Annotated in this window: 15 protein-coding genes; 10 read left to right on the top strand and 5 right to left on the bottom strand. The window is 64.2% G+C overall.

From position 1 onward, the window contains the following. The first annotated feature begins 67 nt into the window (after positions 1 to 67). Positions 68 to 1,510: a phosphomethylpyrimidine synthase ThiC gene (thiC, locus tag SG26_RS16795; protein ID WP_050038190.1), complete on the top strand. Its 1,443-nt coding sequence runs from the start codon at positions 68 to 70 to the stop codon at positions 1,508 to 1,510. A 297-nt stretch (positions 1,511 to 1,807) separates the two neighbouring features. After that, complete coding sequence (locus SG26_RS16790; protein ID WP_014040585.1) at positions 1,808 to 2,632, top strand: hypothetical protein; 825 nt, start codon at positions 1,808 to 1,810, stop codon at positions 2,630 to 2,632. A 19-nt stretch (positions 2,633 to 2,651) separates the two neighbouring features. On the opposite strand, the gene SG26_RS16785 is transcribed toward SG26_RS16790, so the two are convergent. After that, positions 2,652 to 3,221, bottom strand: coding sequence for an NUDIX hydrolase (locus SG26_RS16785; RefSeq protein WP_044951872.1), 570 nt, complete (start codon positions 3,219 to 3,221; stop codon positions 2,652 to 2,654). A gap of 643 nt (positions 3,222 to 3,864) precedes the next feature. On the opposite strand from SG26_RS16785, the gene SG26_RS16780 reads away from it, so the two are divergent. The 6 genes from SG26_RS16780 (at position 3,865) to SG26_RS16755 (ending at position 7,349) form a co-directional block, all read left to right on the top strand. Beyond that, positions 3,865 to 4,050: a hypothetical protein gene (locus SG26_RS16780; protein ID WP_004515500.1), complete on the top strand. Its 186-nt coding sequence runs from the start codon at positions 3,865 to 3,867 to the stop codon at positions 4,048 to 4,050. Between the two features lie 7 nt (positions 4,051 to 4,057). Beyond that, positions 4,058 to 4,483 carry an RNA-binding protein gene (locus SG26_RS16775; protein ID WP_050038189.1) on the top strand — a complete coding sequence of 142 codons (426 nt, stop codon included), beginning with the start codon at positions 4,058 to 4,060 and terminating at the stop codon, positions 4,481 to 4,483. Next, positions 4,483 to 5,202 (top strand): RNase P subunit p30 family protein, encoded by a 720-nt coding sequence (locus tag SG26_RS16770; RefSeq protein ID WP_050038188.1) that lies wholly within the window; start codon positions 4,483 to 4,485, stop codon positions 5,200 to 5,202. Before SG26_RS16775 ends, SG26_RS16770 begins: the two co-directional genes overlap by 1 nt. Before the next feature lie 69 nt (positions 5,203 to 5,271). After that, the gene (locus SG26_RS16765; RefSeq protein WP_014040580.1) at positions 5,272 to 5,757 is read left to right on the top strand and encodes an Rpp14/Pop5 family protein; all 486 of its coding nucleotides are present in this window, start codon (positions 5,272 to 5,274) and stop codon (positions 5,755 to 5,757) included. A gap of 2 nt (positions 5,758 to 5,759) precedes the next feature. After that, positions 5,760 to 6,536: an archaeal proteasome endopeptidase complex subunit alpha gene (gene psmA / locus SG26_RS16760; RefSeq protein WP_014040579.1), complete on the top strand. Its 777-nt coding sequence runs from the start codon at positions 5,760 to 5,762 to the stop codon at positions 6,534 to 6,536. A gap of 87 nt (positions 6,537 to 6,623) precedes the next feature. Beyond that, positions 6,624 to 7,349: a ribosome assembly factor SBDS gene (locus SG26_RS16755; protein ID WP_014040578.1), complete on the top strand. Its 726-nt coding sequence runs from the start codon at positions 6,624 to 6,626 to the stop codon at positions 7,347 to 7,349. A gap of 15 nt (positions 7,350 to 7,364) precedes the next feature. Here SG26_RS16755 and SG26_RS16750 read toward each other — a convergent pair whose 3' ends face one another. Beyond that, positions 7,365 to 7,712 carry an FUN14 domain-containing protein gene (locus SG26_RS16750; RefSeq protein ID WP_008308823.1) on the bottom strand — a complete coding sequence of 116 codons (348 nt, stop codon included), beginning with the start codon at positions 7,710 to 7,712 and terminating at the stop codon, positions 7,365 to 7,367. Between the two features lie 201 nt (positions 7,713 to 7,913). On the opposite strand from SG26_RS16750, the gene katG reads away from it, so the two are divergent. Together katG and hflX are read left to right on the top strand one after the other, a co-directional pair. Beyond that, a complete protein-coding gene (gene katG, locus SG26_RS16745) occupies positions 7,914 to 10,109 on the top strand; it encodes a catalase/peroxidase HPI (RefSeq protein ID WP_050038187.1) in 2,196 nt (731 codons plus the stop codon). A 190-nt stretch (positions 10,110 to 10,299) separates the two neighbouring features. Then, positions 10,300 to 11,610: a GTPase HflX gene (gene hflX / locus SG26_RS16740; RefSeq protein WP_014040575.1), complete on the top strand. Its 1,311-nt coding sequence runs from the start codon at positions 10,300 to 10,302 to the stop codon at positions 11,608 to 11,610. Between the two features lie 9 nt (positions 11,611 to 11,619). Here hflX and SG26_RS16735 read toward each other — a convergent pair whose 3' ends face one another. The 3 genes from SG26_RS16735 to SG26_RS16725 are packed head-to-tail and all read right to left on the bottom strand — an operon-like array spanning position 11,620 to position 14,346. Beyond that, positions 11,620 to 13,062 (bottom strand): bifunctional ADP-dependent NAD(P)H-hydrate dehydratase/NAD(P)H-hydrate epimerase, encoded by a 1,443-nt coding sequence (locus SG26_RS16735; RefSeq protein ID WP_050038186.1) that lies wholly within the window; start codon positions 13,060 to 13,062, stop codon positions 11,620 to 11,622. A 46-nt stretch (positions 13,063 to 13,108) separates the two neighbouring features. Further along, positions 13,109 to 13,384: an acylphosphatase gene (locus tag SG26_RS16730; protein ID WP_165353752.1), complete on the bottom strand. Its 276-nt coding sequence runs from the start codon at positions 13,382 to 13,384 to the stop codon at positions 13,109 to 13,111. A gap of 53 nt (positions 13,385 to 13,437) precedes the next feature. Further along, positions 13,438 to 14,346 (bottom strand): DNA-3-methyladenine glycosylase, encoded by a 909-nt coding sequence (locus SG26_RS16725; protein ID WP_050038185.1) that lies wholly within the window; start codon positions 14,344 to 14,346, stop codon positions 13,438 to 13,440. Positions 14,347 to 14,391: the final 45 nt, after the last annotated feature.

The raw sequence follows: 14,391 nt of genomic DNA, 5'->3' as shown, positions 1-14,391 counted from the left end.
TTGACAGGGTCTCTTTACCGCGACCGATCACCGCAGCTTTATAACCAAGTAGTATAACCTAGTGATTATGACGCAGCTAGCAGCGGCCCGGAACGGAACCGTCACCGAGGCGATGGCGCGAGTCGCAGAGCGCGAAGGTGTCGAACCGGAGTTCGTCCGGCAGCAAGTCGCCGATGGACAGGCGGTGATTCCCGCAAACGTCGGTCACGACTCACTGGACCCGATGATTATCGGCCGGGAGTTTGCGACGAAGGTCAACGCAAACATCGGCAACAGCGAGGAGACGAGCGACATCGAGGGCGAACTGGAGAAGCTCCACACCGCTGTCCACTATGGCGCGGACACGGTGATGGACCTCTCGACAGGGAATAACCTCGACGAGATACGGTCGGCCAACGTCCGGCATTCGCCGGTCCCCATCGGAACAGTTCCCATCTACGAGGCGGTCAAGCGCGCCAGCGACCCGAGCGAGATTACCCACGAACTGCTGCTCGACGTCATCGAGAAGCAAGCGAAGCAGGGCGTCGACTACATGACCATCCACGCCGGCGTCCGGATGGAACACCTGCCGCTGACCGACGGCCGGAAGACGGGCATCGTCTCCCGGGGCGGCTCTATCCTCGCCCAGTGGATCGAGGAGAACGGCATGGAGAACCCGCTGTACACGAAATTCGAGGCCATCTGCGAGATATTCCGCGAGTACGACGTGACCTTCAGCCTCGGCGATGGCCTCCGGCCGGGCTGTCTCGCCGACGCCGGCGACGACGCGCAGTTCGCCGAACTGGACACGCTCGGGGAACTCACGCGGACCGCCTGGGAGCACGACGTGCAGGTGATGGTCGAAGGGCCGGGCCACGTCCCGATGGATCAGGTCGCCGAGCAAGTCGAACGTCAGCAGGAGGTCTGTGACGGCGCGCCCTTCTACGTCCTCGGCCCGCTCGTGACCGACGTTGCGCCGGGATACGACCACATCACGAGCGCCATCGGCGCGACGGAGGCGGGCCGTGCTGGTGCGGCGATGCTCTGCTACGTCACGCCCAAAGAGCATCTCGGCCTCCCGGAGCAGTCCGACGTGCGGGACGGGCTTGCGGCCTATCGCATCGCCGCCCACGCCGCCGACGTGGCAAACGGGCGCGAGGGGGCGCGAGACTGGGACGACGCGCTCTCTGAAGCCCGGTACGCCTTCGACTGGCGCGAACAGTTCGACCTGGCGTTAGACCCCGACCGCGCCCGCGAGTACCACGACCAGACGCTCCCCGGTGACAACTACAAAGAGGCGCGCTTTTGCTCGATGTGCGGCGTTGAGTTCTGTTCGATGCGGATCGACCAGGACGCGCGAGAAGACGGCGACATGGAATCGATCGAGGCCGACGCTGACGACCGGACTCCCCTCGAAGACTCGTCAGCGGCAGCGGTAAACCGACCGCCGGTCGGTACCCACGACGGGGCCGATATCCCCGGCTCTGACGCCGATATGCCCGCTGATACAGAGGGGAGTGCTGACGATTAGCACGGCGGTAGTTCTTTATAATCGGTGTTCGTTTATTGAAACGATGTCAAAGAAAGTCATCGCCCTCGTCGCGGTCATGGCACTTGCCCTCGCGTACTACGTCAAGCGGTAAGGCTGCGCGAATCGACTGTATCGCCCTCTGAATCTACTGTCGGCCGCCCTGCCTACTGGTCCTCAACGGCGTCGTATGGGGTGGGGTATCCCGATGGCCGGCAGTATTCTCTCGGTCTCTGCGCTGTCAGCGACAGCGCCGTCGCTTTCCGAACTCTTACCCGGCGAACCGCCGTACCAGCGTGTATGTACGGCGTCGTCACCCGTAACGAGGAGGAGACGGAGTGGTCCGAGTTCGACCGGGCGTTCTACGAGGTCAAGGACGTGACCGGCCGCGCTGTCGAACCGATTGCCGGCGCGGTGAACATGGTGTCCTGTTTCGGCGACAACGCAGTCGAGAGCGAGGAGGACCTGCTCGCGTTCGACGACGAGGGGACACCGGCGACCCGGAACCAGCCGTACTTCGACTGGACGTACGTCTGCCCGACCCACGACCGCTACCGCGAGGGCCTGCTCGACATCATCGAGGAGGCCGCCGCCGTCAACGAGGACGTCCGCCTCGACGACGTGGGCTTCCCCCGGGACGAGTACTGTCACTGTGATCGCTGTGAGCAACGCTTTGCCGACAGCGAGTTCGAGGACTGGTCGGCCTGGCGCAGTAACGTCATCACGGAGTTCGTCGCCGAGGCTCGCGAGCGCGTGCCCGGCGAGATGTACCTCACGCTGTATCCCGACCCTTATCCCGGCCACCTCGAAGCCCGCTCCGGCGTCGCCGTCGACGACATCGCCGAGTTCGTCGACGAGTTCGTCGTCCCCATCTACGACATGGCGTACTCGACGACCTACTGGCTGGAGATTCTCGCAAAGGGCTGGCAGGACCGTCTCTCGACCCCGTTCAGCATCGAACTGTACGCCGTCGACGTGGACGTCGACGACCTCTCGAAGGCCGTCGAAGTGGCCGAAGAGTACGCCGAAACCGTGCTGTTCGGCTACGACGCCAGCAACGCTCGCGCGACCATCCGGCGGATGAACGCCGACGCTCGCGAAGGCCAGTCGTTCGGCCCGGAGTAACCCGTGCAGTTTCAGCGGATTACGCCCCGCCGCCGAACCGCCGCCCGCGCCACTGCAGAATCTCTTCGCGGTCGCGCGTATCGGCCGGCAGTTCGTCGAACCACCGGGCTTCACTGATTTCATGATCTGGGTCATTGACTGCGATGTCGGTCGTCTCCGCTCGCGCCTCGTACACCGGCAGCACGCCCCAGGCCATGTTCCCGTCACAGTAGAACTCGACCCGTCCGAGCAGCCCCAGTCCCTCGATGGCCGCTTCGATGCCGCTTTCCTCGCCTAACTCCCGCAGTGCGGCCTCCTGCAGGGATTCACCGGCATCGAGTTCGCCGCCGGGCAGTACCCACATGTCGACGCCCTCGTGGCGGACGAGCAGGAGTTCACCGGTGGGCCGGTAGGCGAGCGTGTGCGCCCCGTACGGTGCGCCGTGGTCCCGAGCAACAGCGGCCACGTCCCGGAACCGATTCCGCGGGACGTTACGGTGGCGCGTGAACTCGATGTAGCCGCTGTACTGCTCCCGGAGCTGGTGATACGTCTGCTCGGCGGTCTGACACGCCCCGTCGGAGAGGTACCACAGGTCGTCGACGCTCGTCATCTGTGTCCTATCTGTGTCTGACACCTCGACGAAACAACCGTCTTGACGGGGGAGAGCGGTGGACTGATCATGTCGATGGTTAGTCGAGAGAGTCCCATAACAGTTGTTGTGACGTATCGGCTGCCGTGGCGTATCTCAGGGGGGTTTCGAAACCGAATCCGTTGTGCCACTGACACTGGTGGAGAGCTTGCAAACGCGGATACATATCTGGTCCGGCTCATTCGAAGCGAAACACGGGAAGAGGCCCGAACAAGGATAGCCACGCTCCCGTGTAGCAGGAACTCATTGGCTGTTTCGACGACCTGACGGATTGTTCTACCCACTCGATCTGTACGCCTTTGCGTTCCGTGGTTGATGGAACGCATGTGACTGTAGAATGATCTGACACTTAATTCTATCTATCTAAGAAAATATTTAGACAAGTCTAATCATGGCCATGCCTTTCGCAACGGAAGCGACAGGGAACACCAAGATCGGTCAGCCCTGATCAGCGTACCCCTGGCTTTGCGCTGATCGAGGTTTGTCGCGGTCCTGATTGTCAGATCTGGGCCGTGTCACAGGGACATTTTCCCACCACGTCCGCGACTGGGCCGAGCAAACCTGAATCAGTCCCTTTTTGACGAGCCACCGAGTACCGCCCAGTATGGCATTCGAAGAGGACGACAGCGTTATTCTCCACGACGAGCACAGCGACTACGACGGCGAGGAAGGCACCATCACGCAGGTCGTCGAGACGATGTTCGGCGACGCCAACTACACGGTCTCCTTCGAGGACGGACAGGAGCAGGGCGTCCCCGAAGACAACCTCGAAGCCGCCGAGGACGAGTAGGGCTTCAATGTCGTCGGTTCCGTTCCACTACGTCGACCTCCGGACATTCTGTTATGCGACAGAGGACGACAAGCGTGTCGAGGGAGCGCTCCGAACGTTCCTGCCTGAGGACTACCCTATCGAGCGCGCACAAAGCGAGGGGCACTACGGCGACCGGATCGTCGTCCTCTCGGCTCGCGTCGAGAACGCTGACGATATCCGGCACGTACTCACGCAGGTCGCGTCAGCGCCGGATATCGACGCAGTGCGTGCGGAACTGGACGACCGGGTCGACGACAACTGTTCGTTCTTTCTCACCTTCGACAAACAGGCCGCGTTCGGGGGGAGCGTCGAACGCGGCGACGGCATCACGCTCCGGGCGAAAGTCGAGGCCTACCCCGCAAAGCGGGAGAAGGCCGTCGAAAACGCTCGTGAACTCCTAGAGGAGTTGTGATGTACGAGGCCGTCTACGCCCATCCCGACGGCGACAGCACCGTCGCCCGGCACGCGCTGACGGCCGCCGACTCGGGCTACGACGGCATCGTCGTCAGGAACCACGGCGACGCGCAGGCGGACTACGACGCTGAGGCCATCAGTGACGCCTACGACATCGACGTCGCCGCCGGCGTCGAGGTCCGGGCAGACGACCCCTCGCGGGCGAGCGGTTTCGTCGGGAACTACCGGAGCGACCGGACGGTCGTCGTCGTCCACGGCGGCGACCGCCGCATCAATCGGTTCGCTGTCGAGCAACCGACCGTCGACGTGCTCGCCCACCCGATGCGCGAGGACGGCGATTTCAACCACGTTCTGGCGAACGCGGCGGCCGACAACGGCGTCCGCGTCGAGTTCGACTTCGGCCCGGTGCTCCGGGCCTCCGGCGGCACTCGCGTCCGAGCCATCAAAGAACTGCGGAAGCTCAGGGAACTGGTCGAGGACGCCGGCGCACCGTTCGTCGTCTCGGCATCGCCGAGTAACCATCTCCAGATTCGCGCACCGCGGGATCTCATCGCGGTCGGGGAGACCATCGGCTTCGACGCTGATACCCTCCGAAAGGGCCTGGCAGAGTGGGAGCGGGTCGCGGAGCGCAACCGCGAGCGCCAGAGCGACGCCGTCATCGAACCGGGCGTCCGACTGGAAGGCGACGTAGACGCCGTCAACGATGACGGGCAGTAGCCCCACTATCGACATCCTGACCGATCGCCACACCACACTGCTCATTGTCCTCCGCCCCAACGCTGGCGTATGAAACACCTCCCGAAGCATCTCCGGCCCCGGTGGCGCTATCTGGCCGTCGGTATCGAGACGTGGCCGACAGCGTCGCTGGACCGTCGGGCGTTCCAGCGGGCGGTGTGGTACGCCGCCCAGAACCTGCTGGGCGACACCGGCAGCGCCGAGACGGACATGACCGTCCTCCAGTTCCACGACTACGACGGCACGGCCGAGGCCATCGTCCGGACCAGACGCGGCCAGACAGACCCAGCGCGGGCCGCACTGACCTGTCTGGACAGCGTCGACGGCGATGAGGTTCGGGTCCGTGTCCGGGGGATTAGCGGCACTGTGCGTGCCTGTGAAGAAAAGTATATACGCGGGCCGCCGGAAGCCACTGAACAGAGACACGTCGTGTTCGAGAACGCAGACCGGAGCGCTACTGTTCGGCCTCCGCGCTACGATGTCGAAGCGGCCTCCGGCGGCGCGTTCGTCGGCGCGACAGCACTCGATTTCCGATAACTATGCAGGGACAAAATCAACAGCAGGCCTACGACCGCGGGATTACTATCTTCTCGCCGGACGGACGCCTCTACCAGGTCGAGTACGCCCGCGAAGCGGTCAAACGCGGCACAGCAAGCATCGGCGTCAGAACGAGCGACGGCGTCGTTCTCGCCGTGGACAAGCGCATCCGGTCGCCGCTGATGGAGCGCTCCTCGGTCGAGAAGATCCACAAGGCCGACGACCACATCGGCATCGCCTCGGCCGGCCACGTCGCCGACGCCCGACAGCTCATCGACTTCGCCCGCCGCCAGGCGCAGGTGAACCAGCTGCGCTACGGCGAGCCGGTCGGCGTCGAGACCCTCACCAAGGAAATCACCGATTACATCCAGCAGTACACGCAGGTCGGCGGCGCGCGCCCGTTCGGCGTCGCGCTCATCATCGGCGGCATCGTCAACGGCGAGCCGCGTCTGTTCGAGACCGATCCCTCCGGGACGCCCTACGAGTGGAAGGCCCTCGCTGTCGGTGCCGACCGCGGCGACATCCGGGATTACCTCGAAGAGCACTACGACGAGGGGATGGACCTCGACGAGGGCGTCGACCTCGCGCTGGCCGCTCTCGCGTCGGTCAACGAGGACGGGCTCACGCCGGAAGGCATCGGCGTCGCCACGGTCGACGTCGAAACGGAGACGTTCGGCCAGCTGACCGACGAGGAGAAGGAGACTCACCTCGCGGAGGCCGACCTCCTTGATACCGGTGAAGACGCGGACGACGAAGGCGAAGACGCCACCGAAGAGTAACCCTTCCGACAGCCCTCGCGGGCGACTGGACTTTTTCTGTCCGACCACGCAGTAAGGCCTTTAACTGGCCCACTGCTACCGACGGGTATGATATCGCTTGACGAGGCGGTGACGGCGCGCCTCGAATCCCACGGCCAGCGGTTCGAGGTACTGGTGGATCCGGACGCGGCGCTAGCGATAAAACGTGATGACTTCGACGGCGACCTCGAGGACGTTATCGCCGCGGAGGACGTGTTCGAGGACGCCTCGCGGGGGGACCGACCGCCCGAGAATATGCTCGAAGAGGTGTTTGACACCACTGATCCGATGGCCATCATCCCCGAAGTCATCAAGCGGGGGGAGATACAGATCACGGCCGACCAGCGCCGCGAGATGCAGGAACAAAAGCACAAACAGCTCATCCAGCGGATCACGCGCAACGCGGTCAACCCACAGATGGACGACGCGCCGCACCCGCCGGAGCGCATCGAATCCGCGCTCGAAGAGACGGACTTCAGAGTCGACCCGATGGAACCCGTCGAGGCGCAGGTCGACGACGCCCTCGATGCGCTCCGGCCGGTCATTCCGATCCGGTTCGACGAGGTCACCGTCGCCGTGCAGGTCCCCGCGGACTACGCTGGGAGCGCCCAGGCACAGATCCGACAGTTCGGCGACCTCGAACGCGAGGAGTGGCAGTCCGACGGCTCGTGGGTCGGCGTCATGACGTTCCCGGCCGGCCTACAGAACGACTTCTACGACGTGGTGAACGAACACACCAGCGGCGAGGCAGAAACCCAGATAATCAAAGACGAAGACGACATCAGTACGCGCTAACGCCGCGGCGTCGCGTTACCCTTTCTTGAAGCCGACCAAGAACCCGGCAGTGAAACCAGCGCTGACCGGCAGCGCCGAGAGCAGTGACGTGACCCAGGACGGCGGTTGCGCCGACGCCGCGTTCCCGGCGGTGCCGGTCGCGTTCTGTGCGGCCCCGCCTATCGCGTCCCAGTTCACCTGGAGGATGCCACGCGTCTCGAGGAACTTGAACAGTGCCAGCTCGATGCCGATGATGACGGCAATGAGCTTTGCGACCTTCTTGGCGGCGAACCCGATGATCCCGCCGATAAGGCCGCCGCCACCGAATTCGAGGCCCATCTGCTGGAGGCCCAACCCATCTAGTTGGAGTACGAACTCACCCATACAGCGTACCTGACCGCCTGTTTTTAAATCCTTTGTGCTCCCTCTGGCGCTTTCCCTTTTACACAGCCTCCGCCACAGGAACGGGGGTCGTTGCTACCGGGGTGTCCCAAAGAATTCGGGGCGATATTTTTCACACGATGCCATTTCTTTACTCATATCCAAAGATTTGTATGCTACCGACGAATCTTACTTACTGTTAAGATGGCAGAAACACCGAATTCCGATATGAGCGGTGCCGCAGGTGGACATTCGAAGCGACCGAAATCTAATCAGGACTGGTGGCCAAACAAGCTGAATCTGGAGATCCTCGACCAGAACGCCCGTGATGTCGGTCCGATGGAGGACGACTTTGATTATGCGGAGGAGTTCCAGAAACTCGACCTCGAAGCGGTGAAGTCGGATCTCGAAGAGCTGATGACGTCGTCGCAGGACTGGTGGCCAGCCGACTACGGCCACTACGGCCCGCTGTTCATCCGGATGGCTTGGCACAGCGCCGGGACGTACCGGACCGCCGACGGCCGCGGTGGCGCGGCTGGCGGCCGACAGCGCTTTGCACCTATCAACAGCTGGCCGGACAACGCGAACCTCGACAAGGCGCGACGGCTGCTCCTGCCGATCAAGCAGAAGTACGGCAAAAAGATCTCATGGGCCGACCTGATGATCCTCGCAGGGAACGTCGCCATCGAGTCGATGGGATTCAAGACGTTCGGCTACGCCGGCGGCCGCGAGGACGCCTTTGAGGAGGACAAGGCTGTCAACTGGGGGCCGGAAGACGAGATGGAAACCCAGGAGCGCTTCGACGAGCCAGGCGAAATCGAAGAAGGGCTCGGTGCCTCCGTGATGGGCCTCATCTACGTGAATCCGGAAGGACCGGACGGCAACCCTGATCCGGAAGCGTCGGCGAAGAATATCCGGCAGACGTTCGACCGGATGGCGATGAACGACAAGGAGACGGCCGCGCTCATCGCCGGCGGACACACGTTCGGCAAAGTCCACGGCGCTGACGACCCCGAGGAGAACCTCGGTCCCGAGCCCGAAGCGGCCCCCATCGAGCAGCAGGGCCTCGGCTGGCAAAACGAGAACGGGAACAGCAAAGGCGGCGAGATGATCACGAGCGGTATCGAAGGGCCGTGGACCCAGTCGCCGACCGAGTGGGATATGGGATACATCAACAACCTGCTCGACTACGAGTGGGAGCCGGAGAAGGGTCCTGGCGGCGCGTGGCAGTGGGCACCCACGAGCGAGGAGCTGAAAAACAGCGTGCCGGACGCACACGACCCAGACGAAAAGCAGACGCCGATGATGCTCACGACGGACATCGCCCTGAAGCGAGACCCGGACTACCGAGAGGTCATGGAAACCTTCCAGGAGAACCCGATGGAGTTCGGGATGAACTTCGCGAAGGCCTGGTACAAGCTGACCCACCGCGACATGGGGCCGCCTGAGCGGTTCCTCGGTCCGGAGGTTCCTGACGAAGAGATGATCTGGCAGGACCCGCTCCCGGACGCCGACTACGACCTGATCGGGGACGAGGAGGTCACCGAGCTCAAGGAAAAGATCCTCGATTCGGACCTCTCTGTCTCCCAGCTCGTCAAGACCGCGTGGGCGTCGGCATCGACCTACCGCGACAGCGACAAGCGCGGCGGCGCTAATGGCGCTCGTCTCCGACTCGAACCCCAGAAAAACTGGGAAGTCAACGAGCCCGAGCAGCTAGAGACGGTCCTGGGGACGCTCGAAAACATCCAGACGGAATTCAACGACTCGCGCTCCGACGGGACGCAGGTCTCGCTTGCCGACCTGATTGTGCTGGGCGGCAACGCGGCCGTAGAACAGGCGGCAGCGAACGCCGGCTACGACGTCGAGATCCCGTTCGAACCCGGCCGCGTCGATGCGGGACCGGAACACACCGACGCCGCCTCCTTCGACGCTCTCAAGCCGAAGGTCGACGGGGCTCGAAACTACATCCAGGACGACATCACGCGACCGGCCGAGGAAGTGCTGGTCGACAACGCGGACCTGCTGAACCTGACGGCGTCGGAACTGACGGCCCTGATCGGCGGGATGCGCTCGATCGGTGCGAACTACGGGGACACCGACCTCGGCGTCTTCACCGACGAGCCGGGGACACTGACCAACGACTTCTTCGTGAACCTGCTCGACATGGGCACGGAGTGGGAGCCGGCGTCGGACTCCGAACACGTCTACAAGGGGCTCGACCGTGATACCGGCGAGGTCAAGTGGGAAGCCACACGCATCGACCTCGTCTTCGGCTCGAACGACCGGCTCCGGGCCATCTCGGAAGTCTACGGCTCGGCCGACGCGGAGGAGAAGCTCGTCCACGACTTCGTGGACACATGGAACAAGGTCATGAAGCTCGACCGCTTCGACCTCGAATAAGCCGGACTGACCGCTACCGCTTTGCTGGCTGCATTTCAGCCTTCGAGCGGGTATCGAAGTCGTTAGTTTCGCCAGCCGGCTGCAGGAATCGCTCAGTATCTGCCATTTTACCGTCCAACCGCCGACCCCCGGAAGAGTGTGAGTCCCCTCCCGGGGGGTTAAATAATCGGACGCCGTAGTTTTCCAACGAGTGACGGCGACACACACCACGAAACGAGCGGTTATCGCGAAGCGCGTCGACAGTGGCACCGCCGACACGACGGAAATCCGGGACCTTGCCCGGGCGGCCGGCTACGAGGTTGTCGACGAGATCACACAGACCAGAACGGAGGACCCGGCGTACCACCTCGGCGAGGGGAAGGTAACGCGATTGAGCAACGCGGTCGCTCGCGAAGGGGCCGCCGTCGTGATCTTCGACAATCAGCTCGGCCCGTACCAGACGTACAACATCGGGAACGAGCTCCCCGAGCGGGTGCGCGTCATCGACCGCTTCCGGCTCATCCTCGAAATCTTCGGCCAGCGGGCCCAGACGCGAAAAGCCCAACTCCAGGTCGAACTCGCGGAACTGCGCTACGAACTCCCGCGCGCCGAGGCCAAGGCGAGCCTGGCCAAACGCGACGAGCGGCCGGGGTTCATGGGGCTCGGCGAGTACGACGAGTCCCGCGAAGAGGACATCAAAAAGCAGATCGCCAACATCCGGGACGAACTGGAATCCATCGAGGAGACCGAGCGACACCGCCGGGAGCAGCGCCGCGAGTCCGGCTTCGACCTCGTCGCGCTGGCCGGCTACACCAACGCCGGGAAGTCGACGCTCCTGCGCCGCCTCGCCGACGACCTCGACGTCGATGAGAACGACGACTTGCATCCCGACCTCGATACCACGGCCGAGAGCGAGGACCGTCTGTTCACGACGCTTGGCACGACCACCCGCCGCGCGGCGGTCGGCAAGCGCGAGGTGCTGGTCACCGACACCGTCGGGTTCATTCAGGACCTCCCGCACTGGCTCGTCGAATCGTTCAAATCGACGCTCGGGTCGGTGTACCACGCCGATCTGGTCTTGCTCGTCGTCGATGTCTCCGAGTCGGTCGAGGAAATCCGGGAGAAACTGGTGACGAGCCACGACACGCTGTACGAGCGCAACGAAGCGCCCATCGTCACAGTCCTCAACAAGACCGACATGGTCGATGATGAAGAGGTCCGCCGCAAGAAAGACGCGCTCTCGTCGCTGGCTCCGAACCCCGTCGCCGTCAGCGCCAAGCAGGGGCTCAACATCGACGACCTGGCGGACCGCATCGACCACGAACTGCCGGACTACGAACGCGAGCGACTCGTGCTCCCGATGACCGACGACACGATGAGCCTCGTCTCGTGGATTCACGACCACGCCAGCGTGGAGACGGTCGACTACGGCGACCAGGTGGTTATCGAGTTCGAGGCGCGGCCCGCGATCATCGAGCAGTCCCGAGCGAAAGCCGGGGAGCTGGTCGGTGCGTCGGCCTGACTGCGGACGCTACGCTTCTGCTTCCCGCTGCCACAGTACGCTCGGTATCTCGTCTAGCAGGTCCGTTGCGACCAATCCGTAGCCGCGGTCGTCGACGACCCGGTCGCCGACCGTGCCGACGGTGTAGGCGGCGATGGCGGCCGCGTCGAGCGGCTCCTGAACGCAGGCGAGCGCCCCCGTCACGCCCGCGAGCACGTCGCCGGTGCCGCCGACCGTCATCCCCGGATTGCCCGTCCGGCCGACGCGGGTTCGCTCGCCGTCGGAGACGATGTCGTACGGGCCTTTGACCAGCAGTGTCTGGTCGACCTCCGATGCGAAGGACTCCACGAGGTCCGCCCGCTCCCGCCAGTCCTCGGACGTCTCGCCGCCCATCCCGAGAAGCTCGCCCTGGTGGGGCGTACAGACGAGGTCCGCGTCCGTTTCGATGTCCGGAACCACGGAAAGAGCGTCGGCGTCGACGACAGCCGTCCCCTCGAATCCTGACAGCAGGTCCCCGACCGCTTCCAGCGTCGCGTCGGCGTTCCCGAGTCCCGGCCCGACGATCAGCGTGTCGTGCTCTGCCGCCAGTTCGGCGAGGTTGTCGACGTGGGGTGGCGCGAGGTGGTCCCCGTCGAACGGTCTGAGGATGAGGTTCTCGCTGTAGGACTGGATTTCCCGCGCGACGACTGCCGGGCAGGCGACTCGAACGAGGTCGGCCCCGCCTCTGAGGGCGGCCTGGGCCGTGAGCGCCGGCGCGCCGGTGTACGGGCCGCCGCCGACGACCAGCACCTCGCCGTTGTCGCCTTTGTGGCTCGCTGGGTCCCGTTCGAGGCGGGTGAGATCACCGCGCTCGATGAACAACTCCGCGGCGTCGGGGATGCCGATGTCGGCGACTGTGACCGGGACGTCGAGGTCCGCCAGACCGGGTTTGGTGTCGTGAAACGTGACGACGTGGTCGGCGTCGACGGCGTTCTCGGCTAGCCGCCCCGTTTCGGCGTCGAGGCCCGACGGGACGTCCACAGAGAGGACGATCGCGTCGCTCTCGTTCATCGCCGTGGCGGCCGTTGCCTCCGGTTCCCGGAGGGCACCGGCGATTCCCGTTCCTAGCATCGCGTCGACGACGACGTCAGGGCTCCCAAGGTCGAAGGCCGAGGAATCTTTGACTGGTTTCGTCGGATACTCGGCGTGCTGGAGGGCATCCCAGTTCTCCCTGGCAATCGTCGTCGAGATTGCGTCCGGGCGGCCCAACAAAAGGACGCGGAGGTCGTACTCGTCGAGAAAGCGGGCGGTGACGAGCGCGTCTCCGCCGTTGTTCCCTCGACCAGCGACGATGGTGACTTGGTCGCCGGGGTCAGCGAGGGTACGGACCGCCCGTGCGACGGCGTGCCCGGACGACTCCATCAGCTGTTTGCGCGGGACGCCGAGCGCCGCGGCGTTCTCATCGACGACACCCATTTCGGAGCCGGTGAGCATACCCGCGGGTTCGCCCGCCAGTGAAGTAACTCTACGGGACGGCGGCTTACCAGCGGACCTCGAAGCCGTTGATACCCTCCGGCTCCTCAAACTCGACTTCGACGTCGGTTACGTTCGCGCGTTCGCTCCCCTCGTGGCAGAACTCGACCATCGCTTCTACGTCGTCCTCGGGGCCCTCGAACACCGCTTCGACGCGCCCGTCGTCGAGGTTCCGGACCCACCCGTCGACCCCCTGGTCCTGTGCGCGCTCCCGCGTGGTCGCTCTGTAATAGACGCCCTGGACACGACCGGAGACGAATACATGTGCTCGCGTGCGAGCCATGTCCGAGGGTTTGCTTGTGGACTCCGTTATACTGTCGCCTTCCATCACCCGCGTCAGTTTTCGTCGCTGCCCGTCCGGAGATAATGGAACAAGTAGGTCTGCGTGTAGCCGGCGTACTCGCCGCCGAGCGCGGCCCGGATGGCCCGGGACGTGTCGGTGTAGTTCCCTCGCTCACACTCCGGGTAGTACTCCTCGATGGTCGACCGGATCCAGGTGTCTAGCGGGACCGCTTCGAGGTAGTCAAGCGAGAACAGCAACACGCAGTCCGCGACCTTGTCGCCGACGCCGACGAAGCGGGTGAGCGACTCCCTGGCGTCCTCGTAGTCGAGACCGACGGCTTCCTCCGGGTCGGCCTCGCCGCCTGCGACCATCTCCGCGGTGCGCTGGACGTACGGCGCTCGATAGCCCAGCCCGAGGTCCCGGAGGCGTTCTTCGGTCGTTTCGGCCAACGCTGACGGCGTCGGATAGGCGTTGTACGTCCGCCCGTCGAACTCGACTGTCTCGCCGAACGCGTCGCGGAGCGCCTGTTGCATACTGTGTATCCGGGCCACGCGCATCTGGGCCGAGCAAATGAACGAGATGAGGGAGCCAAACGGTGGGTCCTGAACGAGACGCATCCCCCAGAACCTATCGTAGGCTGATTGGACCACGTCGTCGGCCGGTGCCGTCGTCCGAATCGCGGAGAGGTCGTCCCTAAGCCGCAGGAGTCGCTTGAGGTCTGCCTCCGCGTCGATCGTGGACTCCCATTCGAGGACACCGTCCCGCTGCCGGACGCGGATGACTGCTGGTGACCCGTCTCGACGGACTGTCGTCCAGTACCACGCGTCGTCCCCGGTTCCCCCGTCGCGCTGGTACATTTCGCCGTCCTCCCGGTTCCAGAGGTAGGACTGCCCGCTCTCGACAGTTGCCTGGAGGTCGATACCGCCGGCCAGCGACCCGACGTCGATGACGCCCTGTTCCATTGTCCGTGTGTACGGACCCGGAGGTAATGGCGTTACGAGTTCCGC

The sequence above is a fragment of the Haloarcula sp. CBA1115 genome (genome assembly GCF_000827835.1).
Taxonomy (GTDB): Archaea; Halobacteriota; Halobacteria; order Halobacteriales; family Haloarculaceae; genus Haloarcula; species Haloarcula hispanica.
The sequence above is the reverse complement of the archived record's forward strand: the minus strand, read 5'-3'. Positions and strand labels throughout refer to the sequence as shown.